Raw genomic sequence first — 18,231 nt, forward strand, 5'->3', positions numbered from 1 at the left:
ACGGCAAGGGAGACATCGGTGACCGATGACGGTCGCACGGAGAAGCAGGTGCTTGAGGAGCTTGGCGACGAGGAGCGCGCCCTGCTCAAGCGCGTCCTGGAGATCGAGCGAGCCAAGCTCCACTTGAGCGCCTACGACGCCACGGACGACTTGCTCGCCGCGGTCAAGGAGATTATTCCGTGAGGCTGCAGTCCATCACGCTGACGAACTTCCGCCAGTTCGAGGGCGTACAGACGTTCGACTTGACCTCCGACGCCATCCGCCCCGTGTCGTTGCTCTTCGGCGCGAACGGAGCCGGCAAGACCACCTTCCTGAATGCCTTCACGTGGGCGCTCCACGGTGCGATGTCAGAGGATGTGGAACAGCAGGAGCGCATGGTGAGCGACAGCGTGTGGCGCGCGCTGCCGATCGGCCAGTCCGTCGAGGTCGCTGTCGAACTCCGGTTCGACCACGAGGGCCGCGACTACCGACTGCTGCGCCAGGCCAGCGTGCACAAGCAGTCCGACCACCAGACGCGCCCGTCACCCGAACTGCAGCTGTGGATGACCGCTGCCGATGGTTCGTCGGAGGTCGTGCGCGCGCCGCAAGAGACCGTCTACAGCATCTTGCCCCGTGGAGTGAGCCGCTTCTTCTTCTTCAACGGCGAGCGGATCGAGAACCTGGTCAAGAGAGGCGCCTACGCCGAGGTCCAACAGGACATCAAGGTGCTGCTGGACCTCGAGCAGGTCGAGCGCGCGCTCGCGCACCTGCCGAAGGTGGATCGCAAGCTCACCGCGGAGCTCAAGAAGCACGGCGGAGACAAAGCCACTGAGATCCAGGAGGCCATCGACGCCCTACGCGAGCGGGAAACCACCGATCGCGACCAGCTGAAACTGCTGGAAGGCGACCTGGCGGCGCTCACCGAGGAACGTGACGCGGTGCTCGACGTGCTGCGGCAGCACAACGAGACGCGGCCCATCCAGGAGCGTCGCGACGCGGTCGCCCGCGACCTGGAAGACGCCAAGGCGGCCCTTGCAACCGCCCAAGCCGAGCGGCAGCACCTCATCGCCACGCGCGGATTCCTGGCCTTCACCGAGTCACTCGGCGACACGACCCAGGCGATGGCCGAGAGCTTGTACGAGAAGGGGAAATTGCCGTCCCCACTGAAGCGGGAGTTCGTCGACAAGCTGCTGAAGAACGGAGCCTGCATCTGCGGCACGCCGCTGACCGAGCACTCCGAGCCGTGGCTGCACGTGAAGGACTGGCGCCAGAAGGCCGGCCTGCAAGCGGTCGAGACGGCGTGGCAGCAGCTGAGCGGCCAGATCGGCCCGCTGGCAACAGCCCGCGTCGACCTGCGGGAGAGTCTGTCGTCGCTCATGACGCGCATCAACGCGCAGCGCGACCGGGTCGACCGGCTCATCGAGGAGCAGTCGGAGCTCGACGGCAAACTGCGCGACAGCCGGCGGGAGGACGTGCAGGCGCTTGAGAGCAAGCGGATCGACCTGGACACGCAGCTCGGCATCAAGCAGCAGCGCATCGGCTCGGTGCGGTCTGAGCTGGATCGCCTGGGGAGAGACATCGAGCAGAAGACCAAAGAGCGCCGCACCGCGGAGGTGACGGACGAGCTGGCCGCCAAGGCCCGAGCCCGCTCGGACCTGGTGCAGTCGGTGAAGAAGGCCCTAGAGGAGATCCTCGCCATCCGCGAGGAGGACATGCGTCGTCGGCTCGACGCCGAGCTCAAGACCGTGTTTCGGAGCATCACCCACCAGAACCACGTCCCGTCGCTCAATCGGGGCTTCGAGCTGACGCTCCACAAGGACGTCGACGGCGTGCAGCTCCAGGTGCCGAAGTCAACCGGTGAGAACCAGATCTTGAGCCTGAGCTTCGTGGCCGCGGTGTCCAAGTTGGCGCGCGAGATCCGCAAGGAGCGCCGGGCCGAAGGAGAGGCGCCGCCCGACGCGGGCATCTATCCGATCGTCATGGACGCCGCGTTCGGCTCGCTCGACCAGGACTACCAGCAGGCCGTCTCGCGCGCCCTGGCGCAGATGGCACCGCAGTTGGTCGTCCTGGTCAGCAAGAGCCAGGGACTCGGCAGGGTCGTCACCGAGCTGATGCCCTACGTCAGCCACCTGGGGGTCATCGAGACCCACACCACGGCCGCCGGCGATGTCGCGGACGACATCGAGATCGAGGGCGTCGCCCACCCCTACATCAGGCCAGCGAGCACCGACCATTCCGAGCTGAAGGTGATCAAGTGACGACAGCCGCCGTCGACGTTCGGATCCGCCGTCCACAGCAGCACGAAGCCCTGTTACTTGAGCTGCAGACCGAGTCCCGGTTTCCGTACTTCCGCGACGTACTGCTGTTCGCGGCGGCACTCGGCTTCCGAAACGAACGCCGTGTGCCGTTCACGGCCGCGTCGGGTGACCCCATTCGTTACGACACCCTGACGGCGCCGATGTTCAGCGAGGCGCTCGTCAACATGATCGCGGCCAACGTGGTGACTGACGATCCCGAGGTCATGGACGCCAGCCGCATCGAGGAGCGGGTCAAGATCTTCGAGGAGTACGCCAACGGCGGGCTGGAGTACCTCCAGGAGCAGGTCAACTTCCGGCACCAGCCGGCAGCCCTCGTCGTCGACGCCCTCGTAACGGAGGCCCTGTCCGAGAGCGGAGCCGCCAAGCCGGTCTCGGTGGAGGAGCTGCTCAGTGGGGCGAGCTGGGGGTAGCGGGCCGGCGCACCAGCCGGTGGCCCTGCACGGTAACCCCGGCCTGCGCCAGCACCGCCTCCCAGCCGGCCCGTGTGCCGATGCGGCTGGGATCTGCGTAGAGACCCTTCCGGTGCTCCGCCTTGGTCAAGCGGGCGTACATCTCCCGCCGCGGATCATCCGGTCCGACGAACTCCTCCTTGCGATGCAGCAGCGGCGGGTTGTCGACCTGGCGGTAGTCGCGCCAGTCGACTGTTAGCTTTCGGAGATTGACCGTGACCGCGCTGGCCAGGGTCGGGTGTGCCTGGCGCTCGAACGTCGGATACGAGAGGTAGGACACCTGAGGCTGGGTGACTGAGAGCTTCACCAGATTGGCGTTCTCGACGGTCCCCGCCAACACGCGTGCACACCCTTCGTAGACCTGCAGCACCGGGGGCAGGTGGCCTATCGCGCTGCGGTGAACGTAGACCGCGCTTGGCGTCTGCTTACCCACCGAGGCGCTGCGCGCCGACACGAGCACGATGGCCGGGTCACCACAGGACAGCAGCAGCCGGTCCGCCTGCACGCAGGCCGCCTGGTAAGTCCCGAAGAGGCTCCGGATGTCCGTGGCCAGGCTGGCCGGCAGCTGGCTGTAACTGGGCCGTCGGCCGAAGCGCGACAGGGCGATGTAGATCAACAGCTCCGAGCGGCGCTGGATGGTGATCTGCTGCCAGAGGTCGGTATCGGTTACCTGCTGCAGCAGCCGGACCGCCCGGCCGATGCTGCCGAAGACCGTCGTGAGATCCCCTTCAGCCGCCTGGCTTAGCTCGCCCGGACGCGGCGGCCGAGCGTGCGCGGTCATGAAATCCAGCAGCGGCTCCAGCCGCTCGCGGTTGGATTCGTAGATGGCCTGCGGCTCGATGCGGACGCGCGGTCGGTAGGTGTGCACCCGGCGGGCCAGGAAGTCTTGGGCGGTGGATGGCTCCCGGAACAGATAGAGGATGCCGGGCGCCGCGGCAACCGGTGGAACGCCGAGGGTCTGTTCGATCCAGGTGGCCAGCTCTGCCTGTTCGTAGAACTTCTGGAAGGTGCCGGTCCGGGTGAGCAGACCATCGCCGAAGGGCCGGCCGACGAGGTCGCGGGCGTCCCACACGAGGCGCGCGCTGACAACGAGCAGCCGGTTGGCCAACCCCCAGGCTTGGCGAAGGCAGGCGGCGCGTTCGGATTGGTCCTCGATGACGTTGACGACGTAGCCGAGATTGACGACGTCGGCGGCGGCCCGGGGCCCATCGGGCTGGTGAACCGGATCCCAACCCGCAGCCGGAATGCCGAGTGCTTTGGCATGGCGCACGTCGTCGCCGCGGCCGCTGCCGTAGTCCAGCAGCGTCTGGGATGGGTTGAGCAAGTTGTCGGCCAGGGCGGTCGCGAGCGGCCGGGACAGGTGGGTGCGGACCAGCGCTGTCCGGTGGCGCGCGACCGCCGAGATCATGCGGCGGCCACCCCCTCCAGTGCCAAGCTGGCCAGGCCTGCCACATCCGTTACCCGAGGATCGCCGAAGAGGTAGCCGATGCCGCGGTGCAGGTGGAGCCGGAACTGCTGCGCCAGCGTCTCCTCGTCCAGTGCCAGGCCATCCTGGTGGCAGCGGGAGCGCAGCAAGGCCCAGAGCGCGTCGCCGTAGTCGCCGGCGAAGACGCGCCAGGTCATCTCGACGTTGCTGTCGAGGCTGAGTTTGACGGCGGGAGGCGGCGCTGGCTCGGCCAGCGAGCGGCAGAACGCCCAGCGACAGAGGACGTTCCAGTGCATGATGCCCGTCCGGCGCTTGAGCGTGATGAGCTGGTCGCGCGCCGCCTGGGACAGCCGGATGTGTTCAAGGGGCATGCGGACTCACTCCCAGAAGTAGCCGGGCACGACGGCGGTGGCGTTGGCCTTCGGATCGAAGGCCAGTTGGTAGCTGCGGCCGACGTGCTGAGCCAGCCGGCGGTGGGCAGCATCGACGATCTCTGTGTCGGTCGACAGAAGAATCACCTGGTGGCTGGCGTGCGGAAAGTAGCGCTCAAGCAAGTGCGCTCGGTGTTCCCCGTCCAGCCGACCGAGCGGCGTGTCGATGACCACCGGCAGTGGCTGGCCGGCAGCACGGGCGAGTCCCCAGAGCAGAGCGACGGCCAGCAGCTGGCGCTCCCCGGCCGACAGAGCGCCAGCCGGCAAGGCCTGCGCGTCCGGTCCGGTCAGTTGCACCGCGTAGGTCTGTGGATCGATGGACACATCGGTGATGAGGTTCGATTTGCGGAGCAGCCGGTTCAGGGCCTCGAGAACCAGAGTGGCGATGCCGTCAAGATGGCGGCGAACGGCGGCTTCGCGCAACTGCTCGAGGGTGGCCTGGACGCGGTCGACGTGGTCGAGGAGTCGGCGACCGTCGTCGGCCACCAGACCAGCTTCAGTCCATTTGGTCCAGGCCGTTTCATACGCGGCATTAGCCCGGGCCCGATTCTGGCGCAGAGCCGTCAACTGCTCTTCCAGTTGCGTGAGCTTGGCGTCGAGCCGCAGTGCCTCGGTCGCGGCGGCATCGCGCTCGGCGAGCAGCGGCGCCAGTGAGGCAGCGTCCGGGATGGCGACGACGACGCGCTCAGCCTGGTCGAGGTCGGCTCGCACCTCCGCCCGGCGGTGGACGAGCTGGGCGAGCCGCCGCTGCGCCGCTGGCAGGGTCGTGCCGGCCAGCTGCTCGATGACGACTGCATTACTCAGGCCCGTGATGATCGGCACGTCAGTGGCGCGGGCCCGCGCCTCACGATCGGCGGCCAGCCGCTGCTCCACCGTCCGGAGCGCCTTGGCCGTCAGCTTGTCCGCAGTTAGCTGCGCCAGGAGCGCCGAGTCACGCTCGTCCAGGGCCGCCGCGACGATCCGCTGGCGGGCAGCTGACGCCTCTGCCCCGGCCTGCCGGGCGACCCGCCCCAGCAGGGCGGTGACCTGCAGCAAGGGCGCGGCCTCGGCCAGTTCTTGGCGCAGTTCCTCCTCGTAGGCGGCCAGCTGGCCTTTCAGCAAGCTTGCCCGAGCCTCCGCGACCTCCCGCTGGTCGAGCAGCTCACCGCCCGACGCCCGGTAGCGCTCGGTCAGCTCGAACTCCTGCTTGTCGGCCCATTCCTTCTCCACCCGGGCCGCAGCCACGGCGGCAGACGCAGCCTCCTCGGCTTGCCGGGCAGCCGTCACGCCCAGCCGATGCTCATCGACCGCTTGACGGAGCTCGACGGGAACTTGTTGAGCGCGGTGGCGGCGCTTCAGCACGGCGAGGTCGGTGTTCAGCCGGTCCACCAGATCGAGCCCGAGCAGCGCGGCCAGGGCCGAGGCCAGCACCTGGCGCGACCGCTCCAAGTCGGCCAGTGCCTCGATCTGCTCGCCGTCAAAGAAGAACAACCCGGCGATGCCCCGCGGCAGAAACGTCTCGACGTAGTCGCTCCAGGTCGCCGTCAGGGCACTGTCGTGACGGCCGTCGACCGACACCAGCAGGATCTCGCGGAGCGACTTGCCGGTGCTCTTCCAGCTGCGACGGATGCGGTAGTGGCGTTCCCGGCCCTGCTGGTAGGCGTGGAAGGCCAGTTCGATGGCGGCGCCTTCGCTTTCGGGTACGCCGCGGTGAATCAGGCCGCGCAGGTAGTTCTCGTAGCTGCCCGAGTGCCGTCCAGAGACCGGCGCCAATGGCCCGTACAGGGCGACGTGGATGGCTTCCAAGATGGTCGTCTTGCCGGCCCCATTCAGGCCGCCGATCAGCACGATCGGCTTGCGCGGCGACGGGGGTGTCAGCTCAATGGCGTGACGGCCGGCGAAGGTGCCGACGTTGTGCAGGACAAGTTCGTCGAGGATCACGGCGCAACCCGCTGTCCGACCTCACGCACGAGGCCGTCGGCCAGGTCCAGCGGATCCGGCTCGGCGGCATCCGCCTCGTCCACCGGACGGGCAGCCACCTCTTGCCGCTGCAGCGCCCGGAGGACGGCATCAGCTTCGTCGTCGTAGAAGCCGCGGCGCAGCGCCTTCTCGATGGCATCGAAGAGGCCGGAGCGACGTGCCTGTGCCCGGTGGCGCTGCTCGATATCGAGCAGCTCGCGCACCAGCTCAAAGTGCAGGCGGTCCTCCCCCACTACGTCACCGAGCAGCTCGACCATGGCGGGGCCCAGCGGAAGGTGCTCATCAAGCGGGCGGCCGGGGTAGGGCGTGCTGGTGGCCTGCTGGTAGATGCCGGGCAGGTGGTCCTCGAACTCGTGCTTCTCGACAACCCAGAGACGACGGATCTCCTCCAGTTCGGCGAGGGTGATGAGCTCCAGCTGCCGGACGTAGTCGGGGCCGTTGGCCCGGATCCAGGTCTGGGCCTCGAGCAGCCGCCGCAGCCAGCGCTCACGCGACGCCTGGGTGTAGGGCCCGGGGATCAGCCGGTTGTCTTTGCCGAAGACCTGCACCGAACCGTTCATCCGCCGAAAGTCACGCAGGTGGCGGTCGTCGGCGACATCAAGCTCGTTGCGCAGCTCCAGGAGTGGCAGCATCCACTCCTTTTCTTCGTCGTTCTGAATCATGGCGGCCATCGACTTGTCCTGGTCGACCAGCGTGCACGTCCAGCAACCGAAGCGGCTGTCGCCGCAGCTCGGCGTGCTGGCGTCGACCACCAGCGGGCACTCACCATCAGCCGAGGCGCCCTGATACATGGTCAGCAACTCCTTGTTGGAGTAGCCCCAGGGGTTCTTGACCTGCATCAGGAAGGTCCAGACGTCGTCGTTCGACCAGTCCTCGACGGGCGAGTAGACGAGGCAGTTCGGCAGCGAGTCATTCGGGCTCAGCAGGTCACGCACCCGGCGCTCCTCGAGGGCCGTCATACGGTGCGACCGGCCGGCCGACTCGGCCTTGCGGGTGCCAAGCACCAGGATGGCCTCACCGTGAGCCTGAACCATCTCGCGGATGAAGGTGTTCGACGGCTTGATCTTCAGCCGCTCGGTGCACCAGCGGAACTTCGGCCGCGGCGCCGGATAGCCCCGGCCGATCAGGTTGACCCAGAAGGTATCGGCCACCGCCGGCGTCAGGCGGTGCGGCGTCAGCGGCAGACTGGCGCTCCGGGCGGCTTCAGCCATGACGTCGAGCGAGTGCGTCACCCAGGCGGCCACCACCGGGTTCTCGACCAACGTGTCGGTTGAGATGACGTGAACCGGCTTGTGGCGCTGCTCGGCCGGCAGCCGTTCCAGCGCCAGCCAGACCAGCTGCAGCACCGCCGTCGAGTCCTTACCGCCGGAGTACCCGACCACCCACGGAACGCTGTCGGCGAGGTAGAGCTGCTGCGTCTGCCCCACCAGGGCGTCCACGGTGGCGGCGAAGCCGGACCCGTCAAAGGCGGAGCGGGGCCGGATGGGCAGGCTGCGCGTCATGCGTCTCCTCGTCGAAAGGTGTCGTCGATCTGCTGCTCATCGGGCGGCAGCGGAAGACCAAGGGCGTTGCGGATGGCCGCCGTCGTCAGGAGCACGTTGGCGCGGCTCTTCGAGACCTTGCCGCCGAGGACGGCGCGCCCCTCCCAGGCGGCACTCCCCCGGTGCCAGTCAAGCTGCCGCAGGCCCTTCAGGGTCTTCTGCCAGCTGGCCCGATTCGTACTCGCCCGCAGCAGACTGTTGCCGATGATGCCGAGAGCGTGCAGAACGATGCCGTGGCTGTGGATGAAGTCGCGCCGGATCTCACCGGCGCTCAGCTCGCGCCGCCGGACCATCGCCCATTCCGGGAACTGCTCGGCGACCACCTCCCAGTAGGTCGTCGCGAGGTCGACCCGCCGCTCAAGCGAATCGGGCTCGATGTCCTCAAGCAGCGCGCGGTTGGCGTTGTAGAAAGCCGACAGAGTGAACAGCTTGCGCGATCGAGTCGACAGGTTGCTGGTCTCCGTCTCGGTCAGGTCGTTGTACAAGTCCGATCGGAATACGACCAGCCGTGAGATGGCCGACATCTCGTCCCGCTGGTCGTAGAGCACACCGATCGACTTGGCTGGACGGATGGCATAGCGGTTGAGGTCAGCGAACATCTGCTGGGAGCGTTCCAGCCCAATGTCCAGAAACATGACGATGGCGATGCTCTCGTCCCCCAGCTCCGGATTCTCGGCCAGCGCCTGCTGAATGCCAGCGCGGCGGTGCTGCCCGTCGTTGATGACGAACTTGGCTTCCATCGGGATGGTCAGGGTGCCGAGCCGCTCGCCGCCGCGGCCGTCGGCGTCGAAGGCCTCGAAGCGAACGTCCGCATTGACCGACGCGGTGAGGGCTGAGAACACGTAGCTGGTCGGGTTGTCCAGGATGTAGCGGGCGATCTCCGGGACGCGCGCCTTGTTGAGGGTGCGCTGCGCGCGCAGCTCCGGCGTCAGCTCCTCCTCGTCGAAGACGAACAGCCTGGGAATGAGGCGCAACGGGCACATCGTGACGTAGTACTCGCGGCCGGCCTGGATGCCCCGGATCGCCGGGAAGACGTACTCGAAGGCGGACGCCCGCGACCTGGCGGGGGCCGCGGAACTCACACGTGGTGCGGCCATGCCCGTCTGTCTACCCTTCAGATGTACGGAGCGCAACATCCGTACAGAAGCCCTGGCGTGTCCTAACTTCCGTCGTCACCCTGCCGTACCGTGCGACCCATGAGGACGGTAGAGGCGAGCACTGACAGGACCGCGCACCGGCTCGCGGCCGGCGACCACGGCCGTCCCGTCTACCTCGACTGCAACGCCACCACGCCGATCGAGCCCGCGGTTCTGGCCGAGGTGATGCACTACCTGAGCGAGGAGTACGGCAACGCCGGCAGCCGGACGCACACCTACGGTCAGACCGCGAAGGAGCGCGTCCAGCAGGCTCGAACGGAAGTGGCGGCGGTTGTCGGCGCTCAGCCCGAAGAAGTGATCTTCACGAGCGGCGCCACAGAGAGCAACAACCTGGCCATCCTGGGGCTGGCAGCGCACGGCGAGCGCACCGGGCGCCGGCACATCATAAGCACGCAGATCGAGCACAAGGCCGTCTTGGAGCCGCTCGAGGCGCTCGGCGCCCGCGGCTTTGACATCACCCTGCTCCCACCCATCGCTGGCGGATGGGTGGAAGCCGAGGCCGTCCGAGCCGCCCTGCGACCGGACACGCTTCTGGTATCCGTTATGGCCGCGAACAACGAGACCGGCGTCATTCAGCCGATCGACGAGATCGCCTCGACGCTCGATGGCCACGGGGCCTTCTTCCACGTCGACGCGGCGCAGACGTTCGGCAAGGTGATCGAACCGCTGCACAGCCGCCGCATCGATCTCATCTCCGCATCCGGCCACAAGCTCTACGCCCCCAAGGGCGTAGGCGCCCTCGTCGCCCGCCGGCGCGGGTTCACGCGGCCACCCCTGACGCCCTTGATGCACGGCGGTGGCCAAGAGCGGGGGCTGCGACCTGGCACGTTGCCGGTAGCGCTAATCGCCGGCTTGGGGACCGCCGCTCGACTGGCCCTGCAGCAACATGAGCAGCGCACGGCGCACAACGAGGCCCTCAAACGAGAGGCCGTCGAGGCGCTCGGGTCACTCGGCGCGTCCTTCAACGGCGACCCTGACCGGACCTTGCCTAACGCCATCAATTTCTCGATGCCTGAGATTGACTCGGAAGCAGCCATCGTTGCCTTGAGGGACATCGTGGCTCTTTCGAACGGCTCTGCGTGCACCGCTCAGACCTACAAGCCGAGCCATGTACTGATGGCCGCCGGATATTCCGACGAACGCGTGTCGGGTGCAATCCGCCTGTCCTGGTGTCACCTTACGGAAGAAGTCCCTTGGCCAAGGATTGCTGAGCGCCTACGCCACTTGGCCGTGTGATTCGAGCTGAGTCTGGGAGGATAAGGATGGCCTCGGCAATGAGAGCCTCCATCAGGTTCACCACGGACACTGGGCTTGCCGGTTGTCATCTGGCTGAGCTCGGTGACTGCTCAGCCAGTCGCTGACTCTCACTCGGTTCGCAGAGGAGACGAGGGCCAATTCATGCCTGACCAACCGGTCGCCCACCGGTCATTACACTGGGGCTTCGAGGCCTACCTGACACCATCTGACCTTGATTTCGAGCACGTGCTGCAGCACGGCATGGTGGCCCTGGACACTAACGTCCTGCTGGACTTCTACCGCTATGCCCGGGTCACGCGGGGGGACCTCGCAGCCCTCCTCAGACGGCTTGAGGACCGTCTATTCATCCCGCACCAAGCGGCCGTCGAGTTCTGGCGCAACCGCGAGGCAACCTTGAAGGAGTACCAGGCTTCCTCCTCACGGGTGCTGGAACGGCTCGCAACACTGGACAGCCAAGGTCGCCAGGCTCTCGGGGAGTGGGCCAATGTCGTCGCCCTCCCTTCGACCGATAGACGCCAGGTGCTGGAGGCGTGGGCGAAAGCCTTTGCCCGGATAATCGCCCAGGTTGAGCGCCTCGGCGAGGAGTACAGATCAGCCACGTCGACCGACACAAACAAGGACGAGGTCCTGCAGCAACTGTCCGAGTTGCTTGAAGGACGCATGGGTGCCGCGCCACAACAGGATGAGGCGGTCGCCGATCGACGAGAAGGACAGCGGCGACTGGAGCAGCAAATTCCGCCAGGCTTCGGAGACAAGAGCAAGTCTCAGGAGTACGCCGTCGGTGACTACTTGCTTTGGATCCAAGTCCTGCGCGAGGCCAAAACGCGCCAGGCGGACATCTTGCTCGTCACAAGGGACACCACGAAGGCCGACTGGTGGCGCAAGGTGGATGGTGCACCGGACCTGCCGCGGCTAGAGCTCCAGGATGAGGCCCGCGCGCTCACGGGCCAGCGCCTGTTCATGCTGACCCCTTCCGTCTTCCTCAGGCTCGGGGCACACGTGTTCGGCCTGCGGGTCCGTGAGGAATCGATCACCGACGTCAGGCGCGTGGGGCGGCGCACTGGCGTCGGCAGCGACCAGGGCAAGCGGCCGATTGACAAGCTCGGCGGCGGCATCGAGGGGGAAAGCTTTCTCTCGATTATCCTCCGCATGACCGGACTGGCAGCGGACGGCGACCTGACCTACGACCAGCTCATCTCCGCGTATCGGGCGGCCTTTCCGCGCATCACGATCGAGCGAGAGGCCAGGCGCCGCGTTGGCAACCTCTTCACCCTGGGCCTCCTTGAGATGGAGAACGAAAAAGCCGTCACAACAGCGGCGGGACAGGAGCTGCTTGCCACAGGCCACCTCGGGCTCCTGCAGCGTCTCTTCCTGGAGCGGGTGCTGGGGGCCGAAGAGGTTCGTCAGGTGGCCGTCAGCACCCCCTCGGCGGCAGAGCAGCTTAGGGACGATCCCCCGTCGGGGATGACCGCGACCCAAGCACTACTCATCTTTCGCTGGCTCACCGAGCTGGGCCTTGTCAAGGTGGGCGAGGAAGCGCCGTCGGAACAGGCGCTCGAGGTGCCCGAGACCTAGGGGTAGCAGTCCACTTTCAGCTTCTGGGCGCTACGGAAGGAGTGCCAGTCCGATCGACTTCGCCAGACGACCCCAGCGCTGATCCGTGGCGGTCAGTGCCGCGTCCTATCCGCTGGAAGCCCAGCGCCATCGTCGCCCTATCCGACTGTTGTCCACGTGAACGAGTACGTAGCGCTCCAGCGACCCACGGCCGCAACCCGCACTGCGAACGCCCACTCCAAGGCAGCCACGTTCGTCCGGATCTTCAAGATCACGAGCCATCACACGTCTTGCATTTCGGGCGGCTGGTCCGTGGCGGTCCGCTGGCAGGTGACGGGCGTCCAAGCCTAGGTGAGGCCTGAGGTTCGTGAGCGAAGCCTTGGTCTTCGCGCGGGGATCTGCGTCATGTCCCCGTCTACACGACCGACGAGGGGCCCTGGTCGACACTCTCGCGCCACCGGGCTACTGGAGAAGTGCGGCAGCCGTAGTGGAGACCACCTTCCTACGGTCCGCGGCCGTGATGACGCTGCACAAGTTGACTGCCGGGGACGGCTACACGTACCTGACGCGGCAGGTGGCAGCGTTCGACGCGACGGAGCGGGGTCACGCCGGCCTGGGTGACTACTACTCCCAGCGCGGCGAGTCCCCGGGGATGTGGACCGGCAACGGCCTGGCCGGGCTCAGCGGAATGAGCGCCGGTCAGCCCGTCGCCGAAGAGCAGATGAAGGCGCTCTTCGGCGAGGGGCGACATCCCGACGCCGATCGGCTCGCGAAAGAAGCCCTGGCTCGGGGACAGACGCCGCAGGAGGCGCGCGCGGCAGGAGCCCTGGGGCGGGCCTTCTACGTCTTCGCTCCTCAAGTCGACGGCTTCCGAGCCCGCTGCGCAGAGGAGCTTGCCGTCTTCAATACTGGCCGCGGACAGCCGGCCATAGCCCCGGTCCCGGACGGCGACCGCGCGCGGATCCGCAGCGACCTCGCCCGGGCCATGTTCGCCGAGGCCTACGGCCGTGCACCGCAAGATGCCCGCGAGTTGTCGGGGTTCCTCGCCCGGGTCTCACGGCCGGCGACGACGGCGGTGGCCGGCTACGACCTCACCTTCTCCCCCGTCAAATCCGTATCGGCGTTGTGGGCACTGGCCCCGCGGGCGGTGGCCGAGCAGATCGAGGCCGCCCACGCCACCGCGGTCGCCGACGCCCTGGCCTGGCTGGAGGAGAACGCGTGCTTCACCCGGCTGGGCACCGACGGAGTACGGCAAGTGGAGACCACCGGGCTCATCGCCCCGGTGTTCACCCACCGTGACTCCCGCACCGGCGATCCCGATCTGCACAGCCACGTGGCGGTGAGCAACAAGGTGCAGACCCGCCGCGACGGGCACTGGCGGGCGCTGGACGGGCGGGTGCTGCACAAGGCCGCCGTCACCGCCTCCGAGCGCTACGACACCCGGCTGGAGGCACACCTGGTCTTTCGCCTGGGTGTCCGGTTCGCCGACCGCCCTGGCGCCACCCCGGGACGGCGGACGGTGCGGGAGATCGCCGGTATGGACGAACGTCTGCTGAGCGCCTGGTCGTCGCGGCGTCGGGACATCGAGGGCCGCCGCGCGGTGTTGGCCGGCGACTTCCAGCGCGACCACGGCCGGCCGCCGACGGCGGTGGAGGCCATCGCACTGGCGCAGCAGGCGACGTTGGAGACCCGCGGCCCCAAGCACGAGCCGCGCTCCCTCGCCGAGCAGCGGGCCACCTGGCGGCAGGAGGCCGCCGCCGTCCTCGGCGGCCCCGACCGCATCACCCGGATGCTCGGCCGCGTACTGGGCGCTCGCGGGTCCCCGCACCCCGGGGTCGGTGAGGCCTGGGTCCGGTCGGCCGCCGTCCGTGTGCTGGACACCGTCTCCGCTGCGCGGGCCACCTGGCAGGTCTGGCACGTGCGCGCCGAGGCCGAGCGGGTGGTGCGGGCCGTCGCCCTGGCACCGGACGACGTCGACGGCGCGGTCACCCGGGTCACCGAGGAGGCGCTCTCCCCCGGCCTGTCGCTCCCGCTCGGTGACCTCGATCCGGTGGTCGAGCCACCGGAGCTGCGCCGCTCGGACGGGGCCAGCGTCTACACCGTCGCCGGGGCCCAGCTCTACACCAGCCAGGCGGTGCTGGACGCAGAGGCACTGCTCCTGGGCGCCGCCGGCCGCAGCGACGGACGACGTGCCGATCCGGCCACCGTGGAGCTGGCGCTGCTGGAAGCCACCGCCAACGGCGCCGAGCTCAATCCCGGCCAGGCGCAGTTGGTGCGCGAGCTGGCCGTCAGCGGCGCCCGGGTGCAGCTGGCCCTCGCCCCGGCCGGAGCCGGCAAGACGACCGCGCTGGCGACGCTGGCTCGCGCCTGGACCGCCGGCGGTGGCACGGTGCTCGGCCTGGCACCCTCCGCCGTGGCCACCGCCGGGCTGCGCGACTCCCTGAGATCTCCGTGCGACACGCTGGCCAAGCTCATCTGGTGCCTCGACGTCGGACAGGCACCCGACTGGTTGGCCGCAATCGGGCCAACCACGCTGGTGGTCGTTGACGAGGCCGGCATGGCCGGCACTCGGGAGCTGGCGCGCGCCGTCGAGTACGTCCTGGGGCGGGGCGGATCGGTGCGGCTGGTCGGCGATCACCAGCAGCTGACCTCGGTCGCCGCCGGCGGTGTGCTGGCCGAGATTGCCGCCACCCATGGCGCGGTCACCCTCACCCAGTTGGTGCGCTTCACCGACCCGGCCGAGGCCGCGGCCACCGTCGCCGTCCGGGACGGCGACACCCTCGGGCTGGGCTTCTACCTCGACTCCGGCCGGGTGCACATCGGGGACCTGGCCGCCTGCGCCGAGCAGGCCTACGCCGCCTGGGCCGCCGACTCCGCGCACGGCGTGGACGCGTTGCTGCTGGCCGCCACCCGGGACCTGGTCACACAGCTGAACCAGCGGGCGCGGGCTGACCGGCTGGCAGGCGCCCCCTCCTCCCCGGGTGCAGAGGTCGAGCTGGCCGACGGCACCTGCGCCGGGGCCGGGGACCCGGTCATCACCCGCGCCAACAACCGGCGGCTGCCGATCACCGCCACCGAGTGGGTGAAGAACGGTGACCGCTTCACCGTCCAGGCCGTCGGCCGGGACGGCGCCCTCGACGTCGTCCACACCGGCACCGGACGGCGGATCACCTTGCCGGCGGGCTACGTCGCTGAGCACGTGCAGCTCGGCTACGCGACCACGGTGCACGGCGCCCAGGGCACCACCGCCGACGTCTGCCACACCGTGCTCACCGGCGGCGAGTCCCGGCAGCTGCTCTACGTCGCCCTCTCCCGCGGGCGCGCAAGCAACCACCTGTACCTGGCCACCGTCGGCGACGGCGATCCGCACAGCATCGTCACCCCCGCCGCCGTGTTCCCGCCCACCGCCACCGACCTGCTGGCCGGCATGCTGGGCCGCGACGGCGCCCAGACCTCCGCGGCCGGCGCCCGTCGGGCGCTGGCCGACCCGGCCGGCCAGCTGCACGCCGCTGCCACCAGGTACGCCGACGCGCTGCGCGTCGCCGCCGACCACCGCCTGGATGCCGCGACTGCAGAAGCACTGGAGAACGCCGCCGAGCAGCTGCACGCCGGGCTGACCGACGCGCCGGCGTGGCCGGCGCTGCGCGGACACCTGGCGCTGCTCGCGCTCACCGGCGCCGACCCAGTCGCCGTCCTGAGGACGACGGCCGAGGCGCGGGAACTGGAGACCGCGAACGACCCCGCTGCCGTCCTCGACCACCGGCTGCCCGTGTCCGCTCTGGTCGGCCCGCTGCCGTGGCTGCCCGGCATTCCGGCCGCCCTGGCCGACGATCCGCGGTGGGGGCCCTACCTGACCGCTCGCGCCGACCACGTCACCGCCTGCGCGGCTCGGGTCGCCTCCACCGCGACCGAGATGACCACTGCCACTGCGCCGGTCTGGGCCCAGCGCCTGCTGGGCCCGGACCACGAGTCACTGCGAGCCGACCTCGCCGTCTGGCGCGCAGCACTCGCCGTTCCCGACAGCGACCGGCGCCCCACCGGACCGCCCCGGCAACCGTCTGCAGAACGCCGATCCCAGACGCAACTGGACGGAGCGTCGACCGCCGCCGCTCCCGCCCGGGACAGCTCGGTGTGGGCGGCGCTGGCCGACGGCATCGACCCCCGCATCCGCCGCGACGACCACTGGCCGGTTCTCGCCGACCGGCTGGCCGCCGCCGACCGCGCCGGACTCGATGCCGCCGGCATGCTCGCCGCCGTCGCCGCCCAGCGTCCCCTGCCCGACGACCTGCCCGCCGCGGCCCTGTGGTGGCGGCTGGCCCCCCATGTCGCCCCGGCCACCGTTCCCGCGGCGCCGGGCGCGGCCGGACCGCGCCCCGACTGGTGCGCCACCCTGCTCGGCCAACTGCCCGACGAGCAGGCCCGGCGTGTGCTGACCGCCCCCGCGTGGCCGGCGCTGGTCGCCGCGGTCACCACCGGCATCCGCACCGGCTGGTCCCCCGCCGACCTGCTCACCGCCGCATTCGCCTGGCTGCCACCCGCGGTGACCGGCGACGCGACCGGGCTGGCCGAGGCGCTGGCTTTCCGGATCGCCGCCCTCACCGATCCAGCCCCCGTGCACCACGACGAACCGCTCCAGGCCGATCTGCAGCCACCCGACGACGCGCACCTGCTGCCGCCCGTGCCCGCCCCTACCGCCGCCACCGACCCGGCGGACGTGCCGCCCGGCGACGAGGACGCGCCGTTCGACCCCGACTACGACACCCCTCCCTCGGCGTCGCCGCCGCGGTATCGCACGCCGGACCCGTTCCCCGTCAGCGACGCGGTCGAGGCCGCCGACGACGCGGACTACCTGCTCGAGCAGCATTTCTGGGCCACCGCCGTCGTCGGCCGCTACCGGCTCATCGAGCTCAACACCCAGGCCGCAGCCTTCTTCACCGACCACTACTTCGACGCCTGGGCCCCGGACTACCTGCGCGACCGGCTGGGCACCGACCTCACCGCCGATCCCCGCTTCACCCCCGGCCAAGCCCCCGCCGGCTGGACCACCCTCGCCGACCACCTGCGCCGCCGTGGCGCCACCGACGAAGAGCTACTCGCCGCCGGCCTCGCGCAACGCGCCCGAACTGGCGCGCTGATCGACCGGTTCCGCGACCGGCTCACCTTTCCCATCCACGACCACGACGGCGCCATCGTCGGCTTCATCGCTCGCCGCAACCCCACCGCGTCCGGCGACGGCCGCGCCGGACCCAAGTACCTCAACACCCCGGGCACCGACCTGTACCGCAAGGGCGATCACCTGTTCGGCCTTTACGAGACCCGAGGCCCGCTCGCTGGCGGAGCCATCCCCGCTCTCGTCGAGGGACCGTTGGACGCGATCGCCCTCACCCTGGCCGGCGCCGGGCGGACCATCGGTGTTGCGACCCTCGGCACCGCCCTCACCGACCGGCAGGCCGACCTCCTCGGCCGCTACATCGGCACCGACGGTGCCGGCATCCTGGTAGCCACCGACAACGACCTGGCCGGTCAGCAGGCCGCCGAGCGCATCTACTGGCAGCTCACCGCCCGTGGCGACGCCCCGCGCCGCCTCGCCCTACCCGACGGGCTCGATCCCGCCGACCTCGTCCAGCGTGGCGGCACCACCGCGCTGCGGACGGCCATCGACTCCTCATGCAGCCTCGCCGACATGCTGCTCGACGCCCGCGTCACCCCGGCTTCACGCGAGAGGAACGACTCGGACATCCACGCGGCCATGCACGAGGCCGGCGCGATCATCGCCGCCTTGCCACCCAGCCGGTGGCTGGCGCATATCGACCGGATCACCGAGGCACTTGGCGTGCCACCCGGCACCGTCCACAGGTCCGTGCTCGACGCCGACTCGAACACCTCGGCGCCTCTCAGGAGCACGGCTGGCCCCCGACGGGCGTCCCTCCCGACGCCCCCGAATGAGAATCCGCTACGGACGGCTAGTACGGGACTGGCGCCGCGAGGCAACTCGCCCGACATGAGTCCTTCCCGGTAACCGTTCCTCATTCGGGATCCGCGGAGCGCAGCCCGCACCATGAAGCTATAGATGCTGTCGTGACCGACGCCACCTCCGGCGACGGTGTCGCACGCTAGTGGCAGCCCTGGGTCACAACTCCGATCTGCCTACCGGACGCCT

At 69.3% G+C, this 18,231-nt stretch carries 11 protein-coding genes; 6 read left to right on the forward strand and 5 right to left on the reverse strand.

From position 1 onward, the window contains the following. The first annotated feature begins 18 nt into the window (after nucleotides 1-18). The 3 genes from OF117_RS20160 to OF117_RS20170 are packed head-to-tail and all read left to right on the forward strand — an operon-like array spanning nucleotide 19 to nucleotide 2,707. Nucleotides 19-183, forward strand: a complete 165-nt coding sequence (locus tag OF117_RS20160; RefSeq protein ID WP_263554640.1) for a hypothetical protein — start codon at nucleotides 19-21, stop codon at nucleotides 181-183. After that, a complete protein-coding gene (locus OF117_RS20165) occupies nucleotides 180-2,237 on the forward strand; it encodes an AAA family ATPase (RefSeq protein WP_263554641.1) in 2,058 nt (685 codons plus the stop codon). The genes OF117_RS20160 and OF117_RS20165 overlap by 4 nt, the downstream gene beginning before the upstream one ends. Beyond that, complete coding sequence (locus OF117_RS20170) at nucleotides 2,234-2,707, forward strand: DNA phosphorothioation-associated protein 4 (protein ID WP_263554642.1); 474 nt, start codon at nucleotides 2,234-2,236, stop codon at nucleotides 2,705-2,707. Before OF117_RS20165 ends, OF117_RS20170 begins: the two co-directional genes overlap by 4 nt. Here OF117_RS20170 and OF117_RS20175 read toward each other — a convergent pair. The 5 genes from OF117_RS20175 to dndB are packed head-to-tail and all read right to left on the reverse strand — an operon-like array spanning nucleotide 2,685 to nucleotide 9,200. After that, nucleotides 2,685-4,154 carry a DNA phosphorothioation-associated putative methyltransferase gene (locus tag OF117_RS20175; protein WP_263554643.1) on the reverse strand — a complete coding sequence of 490 codons (1,470 nt, stop codon included), beginning with the start codon at nucleotides 4,152-4,154 and terminating at the stop codon, nucleotides 2,685-2,687. The two genes, OF117_RS20170 and OF117_RS20175, sit on opposite strands and share 23 nt — an antisense overlap. Then, nucleotides 4,151-4,543 (reverse strand): DNA sulfur modification protein DndE, encoded by a 393-nt coding sequence (dndE, locus tag OF117_RS20180; RefSeq protein WP_263554644.1) that lies wholly within the window; start codon nucleotides 4,541-4,543, stop codon nucleotides 4,151-4,153. Before dndE ends, OF117_RS20175 begins: the two co-directional genes overlap by 4 nt. Before the next feature lie 6 nt (nucleotides 4,544-4,549). Then, on the reverse strand, nucleotides 4,550-6,523 hold the full coding sequence (gene dndD, locus OF117_RS20185) for a DNA sulfur modification protein DndD (protein WP_263554645.1): 1,974 nt from the start codon (nucleotides 6,521-6,523) through the stop codon (nucleotides 4,550-4,552). After that, nucleotides 6,520-8,064, reverse strand: coding sequence for a DNA phosphorothioation system sulfurtransferase DndC (dndC, locus tag OF117_RS20190; protein ID WP_263554646.1), 1,545 nt, complete (start codon nucleotides 8,062-8,064; stop codon nucleotides 6,520-6,522). The genes dndD and dndC overlap by 4 nt, the downstream gene beginning before the upstream one ends. Continuing rightward, the gene (dndB, locus tag OF117_RS20195; protein WP_263554647.1) at nucleotides 8,061-9,200 is read right to left on the reverse strand and encodes a DNA sulfur modification protein DndB; all 1,140 of its coding nucleotides are present in this window, start codon (nucleotides 9,198-9,200) and stop codon (nucleotides 8,061-8,063) included. Before dndB ends, dndC begins: the two co-directional genes overlap by 4 nt. Before the next feature lie 99 nt (nucleotides 9,201-9,299). On the opposite strand from dndB, the gene dndA reads away from it, so the two are divergent. The 3 genes from dndA (at nucleotide 9,300) to mobF (ending at nucleotide 18,090) form a co-directional block, all read left to right on the forward strand. After that, on the forward strand, nucleotides 9,300-10,496 hold the full coding sequence (gene dndA, locus OF117_RS20200) for a cysteine desulfurase DndA (RefSeq protein WP_263554648.1): 1,197 nt from the start codon (nucleotides 9,300-9,302) through the stop codon (nucleotides 10,494-10,496). A 162-nt stretch (nucleotides 10,497-10,658) separates the two neighbouring features. Further along, nucleotides 10,659-12,092 carry a PIN-like domain-containing protein gene (locus tag OF117_RS20205; RefSeq protein WP_263554649.1) on the forward strand — a complete coding sequence of 478 codons (1,434 nt, stop codon included), beginning with the start codon at nucleotides 10,659-10,661 and terminating at the stop codon, nucleotides 12,090-12,092. A gap of 499 nt (nucleotides 12,093-12,591) precedes the next feature. Continuing rightward, complete coding sequence (gene mobF / locus OF117_RS20210) at nucleotides 12,592-18,090, forward strand: MobF family relaxase (RefSeq protein ID WP_263554660.1); 5,499 nt, start codon at nucleotides 12,592-12,594, stop codon at nucleotides 18,088-18,090. The last annotated feature ends 141 nt before the right edge of the window (nucleotides 18,091-18,231 follow it).

The sequence above is a fragment of the Geodermatophilus sp. YIM 151500 genome (genome assembly GCF_025716945.1).
Taxonomy (GTDB): Bacteria; Actinomycetota; Actinomycetes; order Mycobacteriales; family Geodermatophilaceae; genus YIM-151500.